The organism is Streptomyces aurantiacus (assembly GCF_027107535.1).
GTDB lineage: Bacteria > Actinomycetota > Actinomycetes > Streptomycetales > Streptomycetaceae > Streptomyces.
Genome location: NZ_CP114283.1, coordinates 7953884 through 7974223, shown reverse-complemented (window position 1 = coordinate 7974223; position 20340 = coordinate 7953884). Strand labels below are relative to the sequence as shown.

Sequence of the window (20340 nt, the reverse complement as noted above, 5' to 3'; positions counted from 1 at the left end):
GGGGCACACGCCCCCGTAAGGGTTAGGAGGATATCGGGGCGCTGACGGTTCCCTTCAAGAGCGGGTAAAAAGACACTCCTACGCGTCTCTCCTCTTGAGCAGCACATACCCGCCGGCCACCGCGAGGACCACCCACAGCACCATGATCCCGAGGCCGCCCCAGGGCCCGTACGGCACCTCGTCGTCGACCGGGGTCACCACCTGCATGATCTTGCTGCCCGCCTGGTCGGGCAGGTACTGGCCGATCTTCTTGGTGGCCGAGACGTTGCCGAGGATGGCGGAGATGAGGAAGAAGAACGGCATCAGGATGCCGAGGGAGAGCATCGGACTGCGGAGCATCGTGGCGACGCCCATCGAGAAGACCGCGATGAGGGTCATGTAGAGACCGCCGCCGATGACCGCGCGCAGCACGCCCGGGTCGCCGATCGACGCCCGGTGGGAGCCGAGCATCGCCTGGCCGAGGAAGAACGCGACGAAACTGGTCACGAGGGCGACGAGGAAGGCGAGCCCGGTCGCCACCGCGATCTTGCTGAAGAGGAACGTGCCGCGCTGCGGGACGGCGGAGAGCGAGGTGCGGATCATGCCGGTGCTGTACTCGTTGGACACCACCAGCACGCCGAACACGATCATCGCCAGCTGACCGAGGCTCATTCCCGCGAAGCTGATGAACGTGGGGTCGAAGGAGAGCCGGTCCTTCGGGCTCAACTTGTCGAACTCGTTCTTGGACAGCAGCGAGATCAGCACGCCGAGCACGACGGTCACCACGGCGGCGAGACTCAGCGTCCACACCGTGGACGCCACGGACCGGATCTTGGTCCACTCGGAGCGGACGACCTGCGTCGCGGCCATGGGTTCAGCCCTTCTTCCAGTCGGTGCCCCACCGCGGTCCCCGCTGCTCGCCGGGAGGGGGCGGCGGCGCGGCGGCGAGCGGCGTGTCGGCGTGCGCGTGGTACTCCACCGACTCCGCCGTCAGCTGCATGAACGCCTCCTCCAGCGAGGCCTGCTGGGGGCTCAGCTCGTGCAGCACGATCCCGTGCTGTGCGGCGAGCTCACCGATGTGCTCCGACTTCGAACCGTCCACCTCCAGCGTCCCGTTGCCCGTCTCGACGACCGTGACCCCCGCCGAGTGCAGCACGTCGAGCAGCGATTCCCGCTGAGGCGACCGGATCCGCACGTACGACCGGGAGTTCTCCCGGATGAAGCCGGCCATGGAGGTGTCCGCGAGCAGCCGGCCCTGACCGATCACGACGAGGTGGTCGGCCGTCAGCGCCATCTCGCTCATCAGGTGCGAGGAGACGAAGACCGTACGGCCCTGGGCGGCGAGGGACTTCATCAGGTTGCGGATCCAGTGGATGCCCTCGGGGTCGAGCCCGTTGACCGGCTCGTCGAACATCAGGATCCGCGGGTCGCCGAGCAGTGCGCCCGCGATGCCGAGCCGCTGCCCCATACCGAGGGAGAAGCCCTTCGCCTTCTTCTTCGCCACCGCCGTGAGACCGACGGTGTCGAGGACCTCGTGCACCCGCGACCTCGGGATGCCGTTGCTCTGCGCGAGGCACAGGAGGTGGTTGAAGGCACTGCGGCCGCCGTGCATGGCCTTGGCGTCGAGGAGACCCCCGATGTACTTCAGCGGATCCTTGAGGCGGTCGTAGTGCTGCCCGTCGATCCGGACGTCACCCGCGGTCGGCCGGTCGAGGCCGAGCATCATCCGCATCGTCGTGGACTTCCCGGCGCCGTTCGGCCCGAGGAACCCGGTGACGACCCCGGGCCGCACGGCGAACGTCAGCTGGTTCACCGCCATCTTCTCGCCGTACCGCTTGGTCAGCCCCTCGAGCTCGATCATGGGCCCACGCTAGAACGCGACAAAGCCCCCTGCCACCGGAGTGGCAGGGGGCTGTGCGCTCGGTTCAGGAAGGCGCCCCCGTGAGGGGCGCGGGGCGGTGTCGATCTGCGGCTTCGCCGCGTGGGCGCGAGCAGCCACAGCCGGCCCGCGGACCCCCGACAACCGTTCCTGTCGCTCCGGTGCTATCGGGACTGCTGAGCCGGCACCCCACGGGTGATCGGCTCGTCCTCGGCGGGCGACCCGGCGGCGGCCACGGCCGCACCGGTGAGCGTCGCCAGCATCTCGCGCACGTTCGTCAGCTGGGCGTTGATCGAGTCGCGGCGGTTCGTGAGGGCCGCCAGCTCGCGCTCGGACTCCGAACGGATCCGGTCCGCCTTGGCGTTCGCGTCGGCCACGATGTCCTCGGCCTGGCGCTGAGCCGTCTCCACCGTCTGACGGGCGCGGCGCTCGGCGTCCGTACGCAGCTTCTCGGCCTCCAGGCGCAGCTGCTCCGCACGGTGCTCGATCTCCGCGAGACGCTTCTCGGCCTTGGCCTGACGCGAGGCCAGGTCACGCTCGGACTGCTCACGGCGCTTGGCGAGGTTCGTCTCGAAGTCGGCGGCGGCCTGCGCGGCCTTCGCACGGGTCTCCTCGAAGAGGGCGTCCGCCTCCTCACGCTTCGACTGCGCGTCCTTCGTCGCCTCCTGGCGCAGCTGGGAGGCGTCGGACTTGGCCTTCTCGACGATCCGGACGCCCTCGTCCTCGGCCTTGGACTTGCGGTCCGCAGAGAACGATTCTGCGTCGTTGCGCACCTGCTGGGCCGCCGACTCGGCGAGCTCACGGTGCTGTTCCGCCGCGCGACGGGCCTCCTCGCGCAGGTCCTTGGCCTCCTCCTCGGCGAGGCGGAGGATCTTCTCGACGCGCGCGCCGAGGCCGGCGTACGACGGCTCGGCGTCGCTTACCTGGGCCTGGGCGTTCTGCGTTTCGAGATGAAGTTCCTCGATGCGCTTCTCGAGAGCAGTGATACGGGCCAGAGCGCTGTCACGGTCGGAGACGAGCTTCGAAATGCGTTCGTCCACCTGAGCGCGGTCGTACCCACGCCGCACAAGCTCGAAGCCGTAGGGGGAAGTGTCGCTCATGGGGTTCCTGTCGAATGAGACCGGTGAGGTGATAGATGGAATCCTAGGGGCCAGAACGGTGTGTCATCGAGCAGTAGCCCGATTGATATGGAGAATGACACCCTTTTCGGTGGCTAACTGCCGGACCGCTTGCCAGAGACTTTGCTGAGCGCCCCTGACAAGCACGGAAGTTGGCTCTTGGCTAGCCCTCCGACGGCTTCCCACCCGAACGAGTCGCACCGGCCGCAGCGCCCGCCTTGACGCCCCCGTCCTTCGTGCTCGACGGGGCCTCAAACGACTCCAACGCCTCAAGGACGTCCTGGACACGGGAGATCTCGGCATTGATGTCCTCGCGGCGCCGGACCAGCACCTCCAGCTCGCGCCTGCCCTCCTCGACCGCGGCCCGCGCCTCACGGACCGCCTCGGACCTGATCGCCTCGGCCTCGGAGATGAGCGCGGCCTTCTTCTGCTCGGCCTCCTTGAGGAGCCCCTCCGCCTTCTTCACGGCGGCGATACGGACCTTGCCCGCTTCGGAGTTGGCCTCCGACACCAGGTCCTTGGCCTTCGCCTCGGCTTCCCTCAGCTGGTCCTCGGCGGCCTTGATGAGCGCGTCGCAGCGGTCGCCCGCCGCCTTCATCGTCTCGGCGGACTCCCGGCGGGCCCGGTCGTGCAGATCCTCGATCTCGCTGGTGATCCGGTCACGCAGCTCCTCGGCGCGCTCCCTTATGGCCGTGGCGTCCCGGCGCGCGCCGACCAGCAGCTCGTCCGCGTCCGTCCTGGCCCGCTCCACCAGCGAGTTGCCCTCGACCGTCGCCTCGGAGAGCAGCCGCTCCGCCTCGTTGCGAGCCGCGCCCACCATCGAGTCGGCCTGCGTCTCCGCGTCGGCGGTCGTCTTGTGCGCGCTCTGCTGCGACTCCGAGAGGAGCTTGTCCGCCTCCGCGGTCGTCTCCGTGATCAGCTTGTCGACCTGCTCGGCCGCCTCGGACCGCCGCTTGTTGGCTTCCTTGCGCGCCTTGTCCAGCGTGTCGTCGGCCTCGTCGCGGGCGTTCGACATGAGCCGGTCGGCCTCCGCGGCGGCCTCGGCCTTGACGCGCTGCGCCTCCGAACGGACCCGCTCGGCGTGCTGCTGCGCGGAACCGACCGTGTCGGCCGCCTCGGCGCGCAGCCGCTCCGCGTCGCCCGTCGCGTCCGAGATCAGCTTCTCGGCCTTCGCCACGGACTCGGCGCGGACGCGCTCCGCCTCCTGGTTCGTCTCCGCGATGAGCCGCTCCACCTCGGACGTCGTCTCCGTGAGGAGGGTGTCCGCCTGTGTCGCCGCGTCCGACCGGATGCGGTTGGCGTCCTCCCGGGCGTCGGCCCGGGAACGCGAGGCGTCCTGCTCGGCCGACGCGATGGCGTCCGAAGCCTCCGTGCGCGCCCGCTGGACGTACTCCGACGCGTCCGAACGCAACCGCTCGGACTCGGCGATCGCCTCCGAGACCGTGCGCTCCGCGAGGGACTTGGCGGCCTCCGACGCCTCCTGCGCCTCGCGCCGGATCCGGTTGCCGTCCTCGCTCGCCCGCTCCCGCTCCGCGTACGCGTCGGCGCGGACCCGGTCGGCCTCCTGCTGCGCCTCCGTGCGCATGCGCTCCGCCACGTGCTCGGCGGCGCTGCGCAGGCCGGTGATCTCCTCCTGGGCCTGCTCGTGCAGCCCGGCCACGGAGTCCCGCACCTGCTGCGCGGTCTGCTCGGCGGCCGACACCATCTCGGTCGCCCGGCGGTCCGCCTCCTCCACCAGCCGAACAGCCTCGGTCTGGGCCTCCTCCACGCGCTTGCGCGCCGAGGCCAGCAGCTCCTCGCTCTGCTCGCGCGCCCGCTCGCGCTCCTGGTCGGCCTCCTGGCGCGCGGCGCCGAGAAGCTCCTCGGCCTCGCGGCGACGCCGGGCCGCCTCCTCCTGGGCCGCGGACAGGGCCTCCGCGGCCTCCGTGGCGAGGCGCTCGGCGGCGGCCTGCGCCTCCGCCCGTACGCGGTCGGCGCTGTCCTGTGCCTCCGACTTCAGCCGCTCGGCCTCCGCAGCGGCCTCCGAACGCAGCCGCACGGCGATCGACTCGCCCTCGGCACGTGACGCGGACGCGTCGGCGGCGGCCTCCGTGCGAAGGCGCTCGGCCTCCGTCTCGGCCTGCGCCTGGAGCGTACGGATCCGCTCGGCGGCCTCGCCGCGCAGCCGGTCGATCTCCTCGGCGGCCTCACGGCGGATCCGCTCGGCCTGTGCGCGCGCGTCGGTCAGCGCCTGCTCGGCGGAGGCGAGACGCTCCTCCGCCTCCGTGTGCAGCCGGGCCAGCCCCTCGGCGGCCTCGGCCTGCCGGGCCGCTATGGCCCGCTCGGTGTCCTCGTGCAGTTCACGGGCGGCCCGCTCGGCGTCCGCCTGGATCTCCTCGGACTGCTCGACGGCCTCCGCCCGGTGCCGCTCGGCCTCCGCGCGGGTGCGCTCCAGGGTCTCCTCGGCCTGGCGGCGCAGTGTGGTCGCCCGCTCGATGGCCTCGGTGCGGACCCGCTGGCTCTCCGTCGTCGCGTTCGACCGCAGCTCGTCCGCGTCGGCCTTCGCCTTGGAGAGCAGCTCCTCGGCGGTCTTGGCCGCCTCCTCGATCTGCTGGACGGCCTCGCGCCGGGCCTCGGAGCGGATCCGCTCGCCCTCGGCGTTGGCGTCCGCGCGCAGCTGCTCGGCGTCGCCGCGCAGCCGGCGCGCCTCCTCCTGCAGCTCGACCGTCTTGGCGCGGTACTCCTTGGTGTCGTCCTTCGCCGTGCCCTTGAGCTGTTCGGCGATGTCGTGCGCCTCGGCGCGCAGCCGGTCCGCCTCGGCCTCGGCCTCGGCGCGGATCCGCTCGGCCTCCTCGGACGCGGCCTTGGTGGTCGACTTGGCTTCCTCGGACGCCTTGTTCAGCACGTCCTCGGCCGTACGGGCCGCCTTGGACAGCTGGGAGGCGGTCTCCTCGGCGGTGAGGCTGCGGGCGTTCTCCTCGGCCTCCGCGATGATCTTCTCGGCCTTGGTACGGGCGTCCGCGACGGCCTGCTCGGCCTCGGACTTGGTGGCCTCGGCCTCCTTGGTGGCCTCGCTGACCAGCCGGGCGACCTGTTCCTTGGCCGTGCGGGTGCGCTGCTCGTTCGCCGACTCGGCGCTGGAGAGCGCCTTGGCGGCGGCCTCCTTGGCCTCGGTGAGGACCTTCTCCGCCTCGGCCCGCGCCTCGCGCAGAGCCGCCTCGGCCTCCTGGATGCGCTGCTCGGCGGCGCGGCTCAGCTCGCCGGCCTGGCGGCGGGCGTTGTCCGAGTCGGACGCGGTCGAGGTGCGCAGCTGCTCGGCGTGGTCGGCGGCCTCCTGGGCCTGCGTCGACGCCGCGTTCAGGAGCCGCTCCGCGTCGGTGCGGGCCCGGCGCAGCAGCGCCTCGGCCTCCGCGCGGGCCTGCTCGGCGTCGCTCTGCAACCGCTGGCGGGCCTCGGCGGCGACCCGCTCGGCCTCCGCGCGGGCCGCGGTCAGGGCCTGCTCGGCCTCCGTGCGCGACTCGTCGACCAGCCGACGGGCCTGCTGCTCGCTGCGGGCCCGCAGCTGCTCGGCCCATGCCACGTTCTCGTTGACGTGGGACTCGACGCTCTGCCGGCGCTCGGACAGCTCCTGGTCGAGCTGCTGGCGGCGGGTGACCGCCTCCTGGTGCAGCTCGGCCTGGAGCCGGGCGGCCTGCTCGGCGTGCTCCTGGAGGATGCGCTGCGTCTGCGCGCGGGCCTGGCTCAGCTCCCGCTCGGCGTCCTGGCGCAGCTGATCTGCCTGGATCTGCGCGTTACGGAGCATCTGCTCGGCCTGGTAGCCGATGTCGGCGCTGTCGTAGGCAGGCCGGGTCGCCAGAGCGCGCCGCGCCTCGTGCAGCTTGGCGCGCAGCACCTCGACCTGATAGCCGAGGTCCTCGGCGTGCTGGACGGCCTTCTCCCGCTCGGTCTTCAGCCGTTCCATCTCGGCCTCGAACCGAGAGAGGTGGTCGACGTCAGCCGCCGGCTCTCGCTCCTGGCGTTCGTAGCCCCGCACTGCGCGGTCCCATCCGTCCCCTGGTCGCAAGTCTCTCCAAACGAGCACCGTCCATCCGCCGGACGGGGCCCCCGGGGAATGGTGTCAGATCAACGAGGGAGCACGGGCTGCTCCCCCGACGCTCGTCCCCCGAAACCTGGACCCCGGCCCTCGGATCCTGACGATGAGGACCCGGACCGCCCCGAAGAGGCGACGGCCGTGCCCAACCCTACCGGCCCAGATATACGGAGGTCAGTGCTCAGGTGACTCAACTGGTGCCGAAGTGACCAGTTCTGTCAGGACGCCATGGCAATCCTTGGGGTGCAGAAAGGTGATCCTGGAGCCCATCGAACCCCTGCGCGGCTCGTCGTACAGCACCCGTACGCCCTTTTCCCGGATGTCGGCCGCGTCGGCGTCGACGTCCGCCGTGCCGAAAGCGATGTGATGCACGCCCTCGCCGTTCTTGGCCAGCCACTTCCCGACGGCGGAGTCCTCGCGGGTGGGCTCCAGGAGCTGGAGGTAGGAGGCGCCGCCGTCGGACGTCTCGTTGATCTTGAGCATGGCCTCGCGTACGCCCTGCTCCTCGTTGACCTCGGTGTGGAACACCTCGAAGCCGTAGGTGGCCCGGTAGAACTCGACGGTTGCGTCGAGGTCGGAGCAGGCGATCCCGATGTGGTCGATTCGCGTCAGCATGGTGTCAGTGCAGCGCTCCGGGGACGGTTACGCAACGTGCGCGCGATCACACTTCGCGGCGGATGACGGGTGGCGTACCGCTCAGTACATTCTGAGTAAACCCTCGTTCACTCCTCAGCTGTGCAAGCTGGAAGGGGATCGCTCCTCATGTCCGGAACGAACAGCACGACCTCCGTCATCGTCGCGGGTGCCCGCACCCCGATGGGACGGCTGCTCGGCTCTCTGAAGTCCTTCTCGGGAGCCGACCTCGGTGGATTCGCGATCAAGGCCGCCCTCGACCGTGCGGGAATCGGTGGCGACCAGGTGCAGTACGTGATCATGGGCCAGGTGCTCCAGGCCGGCGCGGGGCAGATCCCGGCGCGCCAGGCCGCGGTCAAGGCGGGCATCCCGATGAGCGTGCCCGCGCTCACGATCAACAAGGTGTGTCTCTCGGGCCTCGACGCGATCGCGCTCGCCGACCAGCTCATCCGCGCGGGTGAGTTCGACGTCGTGGTCGCCGGCGGGCAGGAGTCCATGACCAACGCCCCCCACCTGCTGCCGAAGTCCCGCGAGGGCTTCAAGTACGGCGCGATCGAGATGCTCGACGCGATGGCGTACGACGGGCTGACCGACGCGTTCGAGAACATCGCCATGGGCGAGTCGACCGAGAAGCACAACACGCGCCTCGGCATCCTGCGGCCCGAGCAGGACGAGTTCTCCGCCCTCTCGCACCAGCGGGCCGCCGCCGCGCAGAGGAACGGCGTCTTCGAGGCGGAGATCACACCGGTCGACGTCCCGCAGCGCAAGGGCGAGCCCGTCGTCTTCAGCAAGGACGAGGGCATCCGCGGGGAGACGACCGCCGAGTCGCTCGGCAGGCTGCGGCCCGCCTTCGCGAAGGACGGGACGATCACGGCCGGCTCGGCCTCGCAGATCTCCGACGGGGCGGCCGCCGTGGTCGTCATGAGCAAGGCCAAGGCGCAGGAGCTCGGCCTCGAGTGGATCGCGGAGATCGGCGCCCACGGAAACGTCGCCGGACCCGACAACTCCCTGCAGTCGCAGCCGTCGAACGCGATCGAGCACGCGCTGAAGAAGGAGGGCCTGAGCGTCGGGGATCTTGATCTGATCGAGATCAACGAGGCCTTCGCCGCCGTCGCGGTCCAGTCAATGAAGGATCTCGGGGTGTCCACGGAAAAGGTGAACGTCAACGGCGGCGCCATCGCCCTCGGCCACCCGATCGGCATGTCCGGCGCCCGGCTCGTCCTGCACCTCGCCCTGGAGCTGAAGCGGCGCGGCGGTGGCGTGGGCGCGGCGTCGCTGTGCGGTGGCGGCGGGCAGGGTGACGCGCTGATCGTGCGGGTACCCAAGGGCTGACACGCGTTCCCTGACCGTGTGTGCCGCCCCCGGTGACCCGGTGACCGGACGACCCCGTGACCGAGTGACCAAGTGAACGGAGCTGTGATGCAGGACGTCGCCTCGCTGGTGGCCGCGGCCAGGGAAGGCAGGCCACGGGCCGTGGCCCGGCTGATCTCCCTGGTGGAGGGGGCGTCCCCGCAGCTGCGTGAGGTCATGGCCGCGCTGGCCCCGCTCACGGGCAACGCGTACGTCGTCGGACTCACGGGATCACCCGGTGTCGGCAAGTCGACGTCCACGTCGGCCCTCGTGAGCGCCTACCGGCGGCAGGGAAAGCGGGTCGGCGTCCTCGCCGTCGACCCGTCGTCGCCGTTCTCCGGCGGGGCGCTGCTCGGCGACCGCGTGCGGATGTCCGACCACGCGTCCGACCCGGGTGTCTACATCCGCTCGATGGCCACGCGCGGGCACCTCGGCGGCCTCGCCTGGGCCGCGCCCCAGGCCATCCGGGTGCTGGACGCGGCCGGGTGCGACGTGGTGCTCGTCGAGACCGTGGGGGTCGGCCAGTCCGAGGTCGAGATCGCCTCGCAGGCCGACACCTGCGTGGTGCTGCTCGCGCCCGGGATGGGCGACGGGATCCAGGCGGCCAAGGCCGGAATCCTGGAGATCGGGGACGTGTACGTGGTCAACAAGGCCGACCGGGACGGGGCCGACGCGACCGCCCGCGAGCTGAACCACATGCTGGGGCTCGGCGAGTCCCGCGGGCCGGGGGACTGGCGGCCGCCCATCGTGAAGACGGTGGCCGCGCGCGGAGAGGGCATCGACGAGGTCGTCGAGGCACTGGAGAAGCACCGGGCGTGGATGGAGGAGCGGGGCGTGCTCGCGGAGCGGCGGCTCGCGAGGGCCTCGGGCGAGGTCGAGGCCATCGCGGTCACCGCGCTCCGCGAGCGCATCGGCGATCTGCACGGGGACCGTCGGCTGAGCGCCCTCGCCGAGCGGATCGTCGCCGGCGAGCTGGACCCCTACCGGGCGGCGGACTCCCTGGTGGAGGGCCTGACGGAGGGCTGAGCCCCGCGTCTCCCCGCCCTCTGCCAGGCCTCCACCGCCGTCACCCGTACCCGTCACTTCCTCGGGGCCCCGGCCCCGAACCCCCCGCGCCGCGGACGCCGGCAGGGGCTGCTTCCCGGCTCAGCGGCCTGGTCGGCCGCACGGGCCGCTGATACCTTGATCCGCGTGTTCCTCCTCTTGGCATAGGGCCCGCCCCGGCCCGCGACGGGCAGCGCAGCAGGCGCGACCGCCGCGGCCCACAGGCGTCCCCGTAGCCAGGGCGCCCGACGAGGCGCCCCCTTCCTGAGGAACTCTTCGCATGTCTGCGTCTTCCACGCGGCCTTCGTACGCCGCGGTCCTGCGCATGCCCCACGCCACCCGCACCTTCACCGCGGCCCTCGCCGGCCGCCTGTCGTACGGAATGGTCTCGCTGGCCGTGCTGCTGGCGGTGAGCCGCGCCACCGGCTCGTTCGCCGCGGCCGGTGCCGTCGTGGCGCTCTTCGGCGCCGCGAACGTGTTCCTGTCGCCCCTGCGGGCGGCCCTGGTCGACCGGTACGGCCCCCGCCGCGCCCTGCTGCCGATGGCCTCGCTGTACGCGGGCCTGCTGTGCGTGCTGGCGGAGGTGAGCCGGCACCCGGGAGTGCCGGTGCCGGTGATCGCGGCGGTGGCCGTCGCCGCGGGAGCCTGCGCCCCGCCGCTCGGTGCCGCCATGCGGGCCGTCTGGAGCGAGCTCGTCACGGACCGGCGGCTGCTGCAGCGCGCGTACAGCCTGGACGGGGTCGCCGAGGAGCTGCTGTTCGTCTCGGGTCCCCTGCTCGTGGGGCTGGTCGTGGGGTTCGCGTCCCCGGCCGTCGCGGTCGTCGTGAGCGCGCTGCTGGTGGGGCTCGGCACCCTCGCGTTCGTCGCGTCCCCCGCGGTGAGGGGCGTCACCGTCCGCGCCGTACGCACCGGCCGGCGGACGCGTCCCGGGCGCGGGCTCGTACAGCCGGTCGTCGTCGCCGCGGGGGTGGGGCTCTCGCTCGGCGCCGTCGACCTGCTGGTGCTGGCCTTCGCCGAGCAGCGGGGCCATGGCGACGGCACCGTGGCGTGGATCTTCGCCGCGCTGTCGGCGGGGAGCGCCGTGGGCGGGCTGCTGTACGGCGCCGTCGAGTGGCGCGCCGGAGCCCGGCGGCGGCTGCCGGTGCTGACGGCGGGTCTCGGCCTCGCCCTGGCCGTCGCCGGGCTCGCCCCGGGCCTCGTGGCGCTCACCGGCGCCGTCGTGTGTGCCGGATTCTTCGTCGCCCCGGCACTGACCACCGCGTACCTCGTGGCCGACGAGTCCGCCGCGCCGGGCGCCCGCGTCCGGGCCGGCGCCTGGGTCAACACCGCGGTGAACGCGGGCGTTTCGGCGGGTGCGGCAGCCGGCGGACTGCTGGTGGACCGGGTGCCCCCGGAGGCGGGGTTCGCCCTGGCCGGCGGGGCGGCGCTGCTCGCGGCAGCCGCCGTCGGCATCGGAGCTGTGCGGCCCCGCGCGCTGCCGCAGGAGCAGGAGCAGGAGCAGGAGCAGGAGCAGGGGCAGGGGCAGAAGGGAGAGCAGGGGCGAGAGCAGGAGGCGGGTCCCGTGGAACAGGCTCCCGAACGCCGGTAAGGGCACCCGGAACCGGGTGCCCTTGCCTGAGGGGGAGGGGAGGAAACGTCAGTCGTTCGAGCGGTCCGCCGTGATCTTGCCGGAGTCGGGGGCGACCCTCCAGTCACTGCCGGTGCCGTTCGCGGAGGTGGTGTCGACCTCCCAGGCCTTGTCCCTGCTCTCCTCGTCGAGGTCGACGGAGGTGACCGTGCCCTTGGCGGCGCCGGCCTCCGCGGCCTCGGCGGCCGTCACGGAGCTGCCCTTCAGAGCGGCACGGATCTGCGCGGTCTCGGCGGCGTCGTCACCGTCGTCGTCCCGGTCGGTGTGGGAGCCGATGACCTTGCCGGTGGCGGGGTCGATCTGGACGCTGTGCCAGGCACCACCGTTGGTGAGGATGTCGACGTCCCACACGTGCTTGGTGCCCTCGTCGTCCAGGTCGGCCGAGACCGCCGTACCCTTCGTGTCCTTCAGCGCCGCCTTGATCGCGTCGGCGGCCGTGACCTGCGCGGCCTTGGCGTCGCCGGCGTTCTCGGCCCGGTCCTCGGCGTCCTCGCCGTTGTCCTTCGCGGCCTTGTCCTGCGCCGCGTCGGCCTTGTCCTCGGCCCTGTCGTCCGCGTCGTTGTCGTCCGCGTCGTCCGTCTGGGCGTCGTCGTCGCGGCCGGTGTCGTCGTTCGACGCCTGCACGCTGGACTTCTTCGCCGGCGCCTCCTCGTCACCCGAGACCGCGATGGCGGTCGCGGTGCCGCCGCCGATCAGGGCCGCTGCCGCGATGGTGGCGATGACGATGTTGCGCTTCATGGGATTCCTCCAGAATGCGACTGGTTGCAACCAGTAACGGGTGGTGTCGCCGGTTGCAGCTGGCTTGTGTGCCTCTCTGCTGTCGACAGGAACCAATCTGGACGACCGACGCTGAAGCGGACCTGAAGCCCCCTGAAGGTGTCTTCAGGTTCGGTTTGCCAAGCTGGGCGCATGCGCCTGTTGATCGTGGAAGATGAGAAGCGGCTCGCGGTGTCGCTGGCCAAGGGGCTGACGGCCGAGGGCTATGCCGTGGACGTCGCCCACGACGGCCTGGAGGGCCTGCACCGGGCGAGCGAGGGGACGTACGACCTCGTGATCCTCGACATCATGCTCCCCGGCATGAACGGCTACCGGGTGTGCGGCGCCCTGCGCGCCGCAGGACACGACGTGCCGATTCTGATGCTCACCGCCAAGGACGGCGAGTACGACGAGGCCGAGGGTCTCGACACGGGCGCCGACGACTATCTGACCAAGCCGTTCTCGTACGTCGTCCTCGTCGCCCGGGTGAAGGCGCTGCTGCGCAGGCGCGGCCCGTCGGGCGGTGCCTCGCCCGTGCACGAGGTCGGGAACCTGAGGGTCGACACCGCCGCCCGGCGCGTGTTCCTCGCGGACGACGAGATCACCCTGACCACCAAGGAGTTCTCCGTGCTGGAGCAGCTCGTCGTGCGGCCCGGGGACGTCGTGTCGAAGGCCGACATCCTGGAGCACGTCTGGGACTTCGCGTACGACGGAGACCCGAACATCGTCGAGGTCTACATCAGCACGCTGCGCCGCAAGCTGGGCCCCGCGCTCATCAAGACCGTACGCGGGGCCGGATACAGACTGGAGGCACGGACATGAGGCGCCGCATGAGGTCGGTACGGGCCCGGGCCACCCTCGCCGCGACCCTCGTCGTCGCCGTGGCCCTGGTCGCCGCGGGCGCCGCCGTGCTGCTCGCGCTGCGGTCCAGCCTCATCGACCAGGCGGACACCGAGGCCGACTCGGTGGCCCGCAACGCCGCCTCGGCGCTGTCGAACGGGTTCGCGTACAACGACCTCGACCTGCCGGACGGCGACGAGAACCCCGTCGAGGTACTGGACCGGAAGGGGAAGCCCGTCGCCGTCGCCGAGGACGTCGAGGACATGAGCCTGAGCGCCAGCGCCTCGGACCGGCTGAACTCCATCGCCAACGACGACGCCGGTGACACGGACGAAGGGGTGGCGGACGAGGAGGACCCCCTCGGCGCCGGCGACATCGCCGACGAGACCTGGTACGGCGAGGGCACCGCGACCGTCGAGGGGGAGAAGGACGACTACCGGTTCGCCGGGGTCGACGTGGTCACGAAGGGCGGTGTCCCGCTCACCGTCTACGCGGGCGCTCCGCTCTCCACCGAACACAACGCCGTCGGCACGGCGCTGACGGCCATGCTGATCGGCCTGCCCCTGCTGCTGGTGACGGTCGGCGGGATGACGTACCTCGTCACCAGGCGGGCCCTGCGCCCCGTGGAGGGGATCCGTGCCGAGATGGCCGCCATCACGGCTTCCGAGGACCTCTCGCGGCGCGTCCCCGAGCCCGCCACCCACGACGAGATCGCCCGCCTCGCCCGGACGACGAACGAGACGCTCGCGGCCCTGGAGACCTCGGTGGAGCGCCAGCGCGCGTTCGTCGCCGACGCCTCGCACGAGCTGCGCAGCCCCATCGCCTCGCTGCGCACCCAGCTCGAAGTGGGCGCCGCGCATCCGGAGTTGCTCGACGTCGAGGGCGCCGTCGAGGACACCGTGCGACTGCAGCGGCTCGCCGCCGACCTGCTGCTGCTCGCCCGGCTCGACGCGGGGGAGCGGCCGGCGGACGCGCGCTTCGACCTGGCGGCGCTCGTCGGACAGGAGACGGCGCAGCGGAGCGGGGACCGGATCGTCGCGTCCGTGACCGCGGAGCCGGTCGAAGTGGCCGGTTCCCGCCGGCAGTTGGCGAGGGTGCTGGGCAACCTGCTGGACAACGCGCAGCGGCACACGCGGTCGTCGGTCGCCGTGACCGTGCGGCGCGCGGGGAAGCATGCGGTCGTCGAGGTCGGCGACGACGGAGCGGGGGTGCCCGCCGCCGAGCGCGAGCGGATCTTCGAGCGGTTCGTACGGCTCGACGAGGCGCGGACCCGCGACGAGGGCGGAGCCGGTCTGGGCCTCGCCATCGCCCGTGACGTGGCCGTACGGCACGGTGGATCACTCACCGTCCGGGAGACGCCGACAGGCGGAGCCCTGTTCGAGCTCCGCCTGCCTGCCGTCTAGATCACGCCCGGACCCCGTAGGTCACGGACGTCCCCGCTGCCCCCGCAGTTGCTCCGCGATCGGGGTCAGGGACTTGTGGAGATCCTCCAGCGCCTCGGGCGACAGGAGGTCGATGAAGTGCCGCCGCACGGACCCCACATGGTGGGGCGCGACCTTCTGCATGGTCTCCATACCGTGGTCCGTGAGCACCGCGTACAGCCCACGGCGGTCGGACTCGCAGTTCTCGCGCCGGACCAGGTCCGCGTTCTCCATGCGGGTGATCTGGTGCGAGAGGCGGCTCTTGGACTGGAGGGTGGCGGACGCGAGGTCGCTCATCCGCATCCGAACGCCCTCCGACTCGGAGAGGTTCACCAGGATCTCGTAGTCGTTCATCGTCAGGCCGTACGGCTGGAGGTCCCTTTCGAGCTGATACGTCAACAGCCTGTTGACCTCCAGGTGGGTGCGCCAGGCGCACTGCTCCGCATCGGTCAGCCAGCGGGTGGCCGTCTCGGTCTCCATGAATGAAGTCTACCTAAAATGTTGAAAGGCGAACTAGTGAGGGTGGCGTGACGACGCGCACACGTTCGACGTCACACTCCGCAGACTACCGCTCACAGCCCGAAGCGACGCTGGAGGTCCCCCAGCTGTCCGGGAAGGCGCGGTGTGCCGGCCTGCTGTCCCTGGCGGCCGGGTACCCCGCCGCCGGGTACTCCCGGTTCGTTCGGGACCATGCCCGCCGCCTGCTCGGCCATCAGTACCTCGCTGGACTGCAGGAGTACCGTGCCGGCGCCCACGAACTCGAACTGGTGCTCCTCGCCGGAGGCTCCGCCCAGGCCCGTAAGCGCACGTAGGCCGCCCATCAAGCCTGTCATGTACCCGTGGTCGTAGTGATGGCACGGCGAGGGGCAGTCCGCCCAGCCGACCAGGGCCTGCGGGTCGACCCGGATCGGGGGTTCCATGAACACCACCGGGCCGTTCGAGGCGGCGACGAACTTGCCCGTCCCGATCAGTGTCAGAAAGCCCGGCACGATCGACTGCTTGAGGGCGAGACTTGGCTGAAAAGCGAGGAGATTGCCCGAGCGAATGGTCAGGTTCCCCTCCTCCAGGTCGAACGAGTTCACGTCGAAGGCCCGGTCGGCGAGGAGCATCTTGCCCGAGCCGGACGCCACGACCCAGTCGCTCGCGTGCAACGGCGAATGGAAACTCGTCCGCACCAGCCGGTCGAGACGACCGTGCCCGATGCCGTTGAACTCCATCGAGCCGTAGTAGGCGATCATCTTGCCCTTCTGCAGGAACCACTCGCTCCCCTTGAGCTCCACACAGAAGGTGTACGCGTTCACGTTGTCGTCGACCGGCAGGGTCGACGGGTCGTGGATCACGGGGCCCGCGCCCGGGTGGGTGGTCACAGCTTCTCCTCCGACGCCTGCACGTAGACCGCGCCACTGCCGCTCAGCTCCAGCTGGAAGGCCTCGCCCGAACCGCGGCCCACCAGGTCGCGCAGGCCCAGCGCGCTGGACAGCTTGTTGCGTACGTCGCCGTGGTGGGCCACGTACGCCTGCGGGTCGACATGGACCGGGCGCTGCGGGCCGATCGGCACCTCGATGACACCACCGTGCGCCATGACGGCCACCGCGCCGTGGCCCTTGAGGGTCGTGGTGAACAGCCCCTGACCCGTCACCTGGCCGCGCACCATGCCCATGACCCCGCCCTGCGAGCCCATGAACATCGTGCCCTGGTCCAGCGTCCCGTCGAAGGCGAGCAGCCGGTCCGCCTCCACGTACAAGGTCTCGCCGGTGAGGTTGATCACCTGGATGTGGTGGCCGCCGTGTCCGAACAGGACCGTGCCGGAGCCTTCGACGGACATCAGCGGTGTCGCCTCGTCGGCCACCCGGCGCCCGATCATCGACATCACCCCGCCCCGGCCGCCCTGCATGTTCGGGGTGAAGGACACCTCGCCCCGGTAGGCGAGCATCGCGCCGCGCTGGCTGAACAGCCGCTGCCCCGGCGTCACCGTGGCCTCGATCATCTTCGAGTTGATCTCACGGAAGGGCATGTCACACATCTCCCGCGATCGAGTTGCGCTCACTGGGCTGGACGTAGACGACACCGTCGCCCTCGAAGCGGATCTGGAAGGCCTCGCCGCCGCCCTCGCCCAGGAACGTGCGGAACGTCACGCCGGACTGGAAGGACTGTCGCAGGCTGCCCTGATGGGCGATGTACGCGCCCGGGTCGACCGTGAGCGGGTACTGCGAGCTGACCCGCAGCACCACCGCCGGCCCGTCCGACGTGATCGCCGCCTGGCCGTGGCCCTCGATCGTCGTCGTGAAGAGCCCGTTGCCCTGCGAGGCGCCCCTGAGGCCGGTGAAGGACGTGCCCGTGCGCAACCCCGAGTCGGTCGCGAGCAGATTGCTCGACTCGACGAAGAGCTTGTCGCCCCGGAGGTCCACGAGGTTGATCTCGCTCGCCCGGTCGGCGAACCAGCAGGTCCCCTGCCCCCTCACCTCCATGAGGGTCATCTGCTCGCCGGTGATCCGGCGCGTCACCATGCCGCGGACGCCCTCGCCGCCGCCGCTGAGCTTCTTGAAGGCCATCTGACCGTCGTACGCCACCATGGAGCCGTTCTTCGCCTTCACGGCGTCGCCGGTCATGTCGACGGCCAGCACCTTGCTGCCTTGGAGTCGGAACATCGCCACGGTCCGACGGTAGCCGTCGGCCGGGGCCACCGACAGATCCTCCGGGATGATCCGACCCCGAGAGGACCCCGAGGACGCCCCGGGACCCCGTGCCCGGGCGGCCGGGAACCGGATGCTTCAATGGAAATGCTTGTGCGCACGTTCACAAACCCGTGCCCGCACGGCAAAATCTCTCTTCCGCCCCCACCGGCCCGGCTCTGTGGCCCTCTCCTCACGAAGGTGACTCGTGGACATCAAGACCGCCTCCGCCCTCCGCCGACTCCGCCTGGTCTCCGCCCCGGAGGCCGTCTCGTTCCTGCTGCTGCTCGTCTGCTCGGTGCTGAAGCGCACGACGGACTTCAACGCGGTACCGGTGATGGGCATGGTCCACGGTGTCCTCTTCGTCCTGTACGTGATCTTCTGGGCCGACGCCTGGAACCGCGCCAAGTGGGACCTGAAGACCGCGGCCCTCTACTTCGTCCTCTCCGTGCTGCCGGCCGGCGGTTTCTTCGCCGAGCGCAAGCTCAAGCGTGAGGCCGAGAGCGCGGTCATCGCGTCCCGCGCCCGCAACGAGGGGATCGTCAACGCATGATCGTCGCCTTCTCCGTGACGCCCCTCGGTGTCGGTGAGGACGTGGGGGAGTACGTGGCCGACGCCGTGCGTGTCGTGCGGGAGTCCGGGCTGCCGAACCGTACCGACGCCATGTTCACGTCCATCGAGGGCGAGTGGGACGAGGTCATGGACGTCGTCGGGCGGGCCGTGGCCGCGGTGGAGGCGCGGGCCCCCCGGGTCTCCCTCGTCCTGAAGGCCGACATCCGCCCCGGCGTGACCGACGGACTCACGTCCAAGGTGGAGACGGTGGAGCGCCACCTGTCCGCCTGACCGGCGGAGCCGACAGCTCTCCCATCTCCGGTCCCACCCCTCCCGGGGGCCGGGGGCCCAAGGCCGGGCCCCCGGCCCCCGCGGCCGTGTGCATGCTGCGGGCCGGTGGGGGCCGGGTGCGCAGTTCCCCGCGCCCCTGTAGAGGCGCGTCTGACGGAGTGTGGGAGAAGCGGCGCCCCGTCCCTGCCGCGGGCGTGCCTGAGCGCACCCGACCGCCGACCCCCACCCGCCTGGACCCTCTCCGTTCGACACGCCGACCGAAAGCCACTTTTGTGTGGGTATCGGCTCGTTCGATCACTGGAGGGCACTGTGCGGCCGGAGGGCTACGACTACGACACCCACAGCCGACTTGCCGGACCGCTCACGGAGCCGTCCGGCACGGCCTACCGGGTGCAGTACACCAAGCTCCTGTCGCGCGAGCCCCACCGAATACGAGCCGTCCTGCTCATGACGCTCGCCCCGGTGCTCACGGGACTGCTCCTCGTCTACCTGGTGTGGCCCACGCACTGGGTGGCACGCGAGGGCGGCGCCCGCTGGCTGGTCGGCCTCGACATCACGATGCTCGTGGCGATCGGCCTGATCGAGCTGTTCATGGTCGTCAACGTGGCGTCCATCGCCCACGCGACGATGGTCGCCCGGGACCCGGTCCCCGTCACCCCCGAGACCGGCACCCGGGTCGCCTTCCTGACCACGTACGTCCCCGGCAAGGAACCGCTCTCCATGGTCCGCGCCACCCTCGAGGGCGCCGTCCGCGTGACCCACACGGGCCGCCTGGACGTGTGGCTCCTCGACGAAGGGGACGACCCGCAGGCCAGGGCGCTGTGCGAAGAGCTCGGCGTACGCCACTTCACCCGCCACGGCGTCCCGGAGTGGAACAGGGCCAAGGGCGTCCACAAGGCCCGTACCAAACACGGCAACTACAACGCGTGGATCGCCATGCACGGCGGCGAGTACGAGTACTTCGCCTCCGTCGACACGGACCACGTCCCGCTGCCGGAGTACCTGGAACGGATGATGGGCTACTTCCGCGACCCGGACGTCGCCTTCGTCGTCGGCCCGCAGGTGTACGGCAACTACACCGCTCCCGTCACCAAGGCGGCCGAGTCCCAGCAGTTCCTCTTCCACGCCCTGATCCAGCGGGCCGGCAACCGCTATCGCGCGCCCATGTTCGTCGGCACCAACAACGTCGTACGGATCGCGGCCGTGCGCCAGATCGGTGGCCTGTACGACTCCATCACCGAGGACATGGCCACCGGTTTCGAACTGCACCGGCACAAGAACCCGAGGACCGGTCACCACTGGCAGTCCGTCTACACCCCCGACGTACTCGCCGTCGGTGAGGGGCCCGCCTCCTGGACCGACTTCTTCACCCAGCAGATGCGCTGGTCGCGCGGCACCTACGAGACGCTGTTCAAGCAGTACTGGAAGGCGCCCTTCACCATGCCGCCCGGCAGGCTCTTCTCGTACACGCTGATGCTCGTCTACTACCCGATGACGGCCGTCAACTGGCTGCTGGGCATCCTGAGCTGCGTGCTGTTCCTGTGCTTCGGCGCGTCCGGCACCCAGGTCGCCGCCTCCATGTGGCTGATGCTCTACAGCGACGCCGCCGCCCTGCAGATCGGCCTCTACCTGTGGAACCGGCGGCACAACGTCTCCCCGCACGAACCGGAGGGCTCCGGCGGCCTCGCCGGCATGGCGATGTCGGCCCTCTCCGCGCCGATCTACCTCAAGTCCCTGGGCGCGGCCCTGATCCGCCGCCCCAGCCGCTTCGTCGTCACCCCGAAGGGCGGCGACACCAGCCCCGACCGTGTGCTGACCTTCCGCATCCACCTCTTCTGGGCGGCGGTCCTGACAGCCTCACTGACCGCGTCGTTCGTGCTCGGGCACACCCACGCGGCCATGCGCACCTGGGCGGTCCTCGCGCTCGGCATCTCCCTCGCCCCGGTGGCCGTGTGGTCCGCCACGCGGGCCAGGGAACGCAGGGCCGGCCGGCGCGTCGCGCCCGCCGTCCGGATCCCCGAGGGCGAGCCGGCCCCGGCGCTCGCGGGCAGCGCCGGCGCGGTCGCCGGCGGGACGGTCTCCAGCAGTACGACAGGAGGTAACTAGGCC

Annotated in this window: 18 protein-coding genes; 8 read left to right on the top strand and 10 right to left on the bottom strand. The window is 71.1% G+C overall.

The features are described 5' to 3' along the window. Nucleotides 1-78: 78 nt before the first annotated feature. The 5 genes from O1Q96_RS37100 to mce all read right to left on the bottom strand — a co-directional run bounded on the left by O1Q96_RS37100 (nt 79) and on the right by mce (nt 7660). Nucleotides 79-849, bottom strand: coding sequence for an ABC transporter permease (locus O1Q96_RS37100; RefSeq protein ID WP_269252291.1), 771 nt, complete (start codon nt 847-849; stop codon nt 79-81). Nucleotides 850-853: 4 nt separating this feature from the next. Continuing rightward, nucleotides 854-1840 carry an ABC transporter ATP-binding protein gene (locus O1Q96_RS37095; protein WP_269252290.1) on the bottom strand — a complete coding sequence of 329 codons (987 nt, stop codon included), beginning with the start codon at nt 1838-1840 and terminating at the stop codon, nt 854-856. Nucleotides 1841-2022: 182 nt separating this feature from the next. Continuing rightward, the gene (locus tag O1Q96_RS37090; protein ID WP_269252289.1) at nt 2023-2958 is read right to left on the bottom strand and encodes a coiled-coil domain-containing protein; all 936 of its coding nucleotides are present in this window, start codon (nt 2956-2958) and stop codon (nt 2023-2025) included. 181 nt (nt 2959-3139) lie between these two features. Beyond that, nucleotides 3140-6988: a polarized growth protein Scy gene (gene scy / locus O1Q96_RS37085; protein ID WP_269252288.1), complete on the bottom strand. Its 3849-nt coding sequence runs from the start codon at nt 6986-6988 to the stop codon at nt 3140-3142. 231 nt (nt 6989-7219) lie between these two features. After that, nucleotides 7220-7660 carry a methylmalonyl-CoA epimerase gene (gene mce / locus O1Q96_RS37080; protein WP_217456802.1) on the bottom strand — a complete coding sequence of 147 codons (441 nt, stop codon included), beginning with the start codon at nt 7658-7660 and terminating at the stop codon, nt 7220-7222. Between the two features lie 147 nt (nt 7661-7807). Here mce and O1Q96_RS37075 point away from each other — a divergent pair, with 147 nt between their 5' ends. The 3 genes from O1Q96_RS37075 to O1Q96_RS37065 all read left to right on the top strand — a co-directional run bounded on the left by O1Q96_RS37075 (nt 7808) and on the right by O1Q96_RS37065 (nt 11660). Then, nucleotides 7808-9010, top strand: coding sequence for an acetyl-CoA C-acetyltransferase (locus O1Q96_RS37075; RefSeq protein ID WP_269252287.1), 1203 nt, complete (start codon nt 7808-7810; stop codon nt 9008-9010). Between the two features lie 87 nt (nt 9011-9097). Beyond that, a complete protein-coding gene (gene meaB / locus O1Q96_RS37070; RefSeq protein WP_269252286.1) occupies nt 9098-10054 on the top strand; it encodes a methylmalonyl Co-A mutase-associated GTPase MeaB in 957 nt (318 codons plus the stop codon). A gap of 298 nt (nt 10055-10352) precedes the next feature. Beyond that, entirely contained in the window at nt 10353-11660 is a 1308-nt protein-coding gene (locus O1Q96_RS37065) for an MFS transporter (RefSeq protein WP_269252285.1), read from the top strand. A gap of 48 nt (nt 11661-11708) precedes the next feature. Here O1Q96_RS37065 and O1Q96_RS37060 read toward each other — a convergent pair whose 3' ends face one another. Further along, nucleotides 11709-12437, bottom strand: coding sequence for a PepSY domain-containing protein (locus O1Q96_RS37060; RefSeq protein WP_269252284.1), 729 nt, complete (start codon nt 12435-12437; stop codon nt 11709-11711). A gap of 171 nt (nt 12438-12608) precedes the next feature. Here O1Q96_RS37060 and O1Q96_RS37055 point away from each other — a divergent pair, with 171 nt between their 5' ends. Together O1Q96_RS37055 and O1Q96_RS37050 are read left to right on the top strand one after the other, a co-directional pair. Continuing rightward, nucleotides 12609-13277: a response regulator transcription factor gene (locus tag O1Q96_RS37055; RefSeq protein ID WP_269252283.1), complete on the top strand. Its 669-nt coding sequence runs from the start codon at nt 12609-12611 to the stop codon at nt 13275-13277. Then, nucleotides 13274-14698 carry a sensor histidine kinase gene (locus O1Q96_RS37050; RefSeq protein WP_269252282.1) on the top strand — a complete coding sequence of 475 codons (1425 nt, stop codon included), beginning with the start codon at nt 13274-13276 and terminating at the stop codon, nt 14696-14698. Before O1Q96_RS37055 ends, O1Q96_RS37050 begins: the two co-directional genes overlap by 4 nt. 21 nt (nt 14699-14719) lie before the next feature. On the opposite strand, the gene O1Q96_RS37045 is transcribed toward O1Q96_RS37050, so the two are convergent. From O1Q96_RS37045 to O1Q96_RS37030, 4 genes are all read right to left on the bottom strand, one after another. Then, nucleotides 14720-15196: a MarR family winged helix-turn-helix transcriptional regulator gene (locus O1Q96_RS37045; protein ID WP_269252281.1), complete on the bottom strand. Its 477-nt coding sequence runs from the start codon at nt 15194-15196 to the stop codon at nt 14720-14722. Between the two features lie 92 nt (nt 15197-15288). Further along, the gene (locus O1Q96_RS37040) at nt 15289-16083 is read right to left on the bottom strand and encodes an AIM24 family protein (RefSeq protein ID WP_269252280.1); all 795 of its coding nucleotides are present in this window, start codon (nt 16081-16083) and stop codon (nt 15289-15291) included. Next, the gene (locus O1Q96_RS37035) at nt 16080-16730 is read right to left on the bottom strand and encodes an AIM24 family protein (RefSeq protein ID WP_217456793.1); all 651 of its coding nucleotides are present in this window, start codon (nt 16728-16730) and stop codon (nt 16080-16082) included. The genes O1Q96_RS37040 and O1Q96_RS37035 overlap by 4 nt, the downstream gene beginning before the upstream one ends. 1 nt (nt 16731) lies before the next feature. Next, nucleotides 16732-17364, bottom strand: coding sequence for an AIM24 family protein (locus O1Q96_RS37030; protein ID WP_269253879.1), 633 nt, complete (start codon nt 17362-17364; stop codon nt 16732-16734). A gap of 232 nt (nt 17365-17596) precedes the next feature. On the opposite strand from O1Q96_RS37030, the gene O1Q96_RS37025 reads away from it, so the two are divergent. The 3 genes from O1Q96_RS37025 (at nt 17597) to O1Q96_RS37015 (ending at nt 20337) form a co-directional block, all read left to right on the top strand. Then, on the top strand, nt 17597-17941 hold the full coding sequence (locus O1Q96_RS37025) for a DUF3817 domain-containing protein (RefSeq protein ID WP_269252279.1): 345 nt from the start codon (nt 17597-17599) through the stop codon (nt 17939-17941). Continuing rightward, nucleotides 17938-18231: an MTH1187 family thiamine-binding protein gene (locus O1Q96_RS37020; protein ID WP_217456791.1), complete on the top strand. Its 294-nt coding sequence runs from the start codon at nt 17938-17940 to the stop codon at nt 18229-18231. The genes O1Q96_RS37025 and O1Q96_RS37020 overlap by 4 nt, the downstream gene beginning before the upstream one ends. A 309-nt stretch (nt 18232-18540) precedes the next feature. After that, complete coding sequence (locus O1Q96_RS37015) at nt 18541-20337, top strand: glycosyltransferase family 2 protein (RefSeq protein WP_269252278.1); 1797 nt, start codon at nt 18541-18543, stop codon at nt 20335-20337. Nucleotides 20338-20340 lie beyond the last annotated feature (3 nt).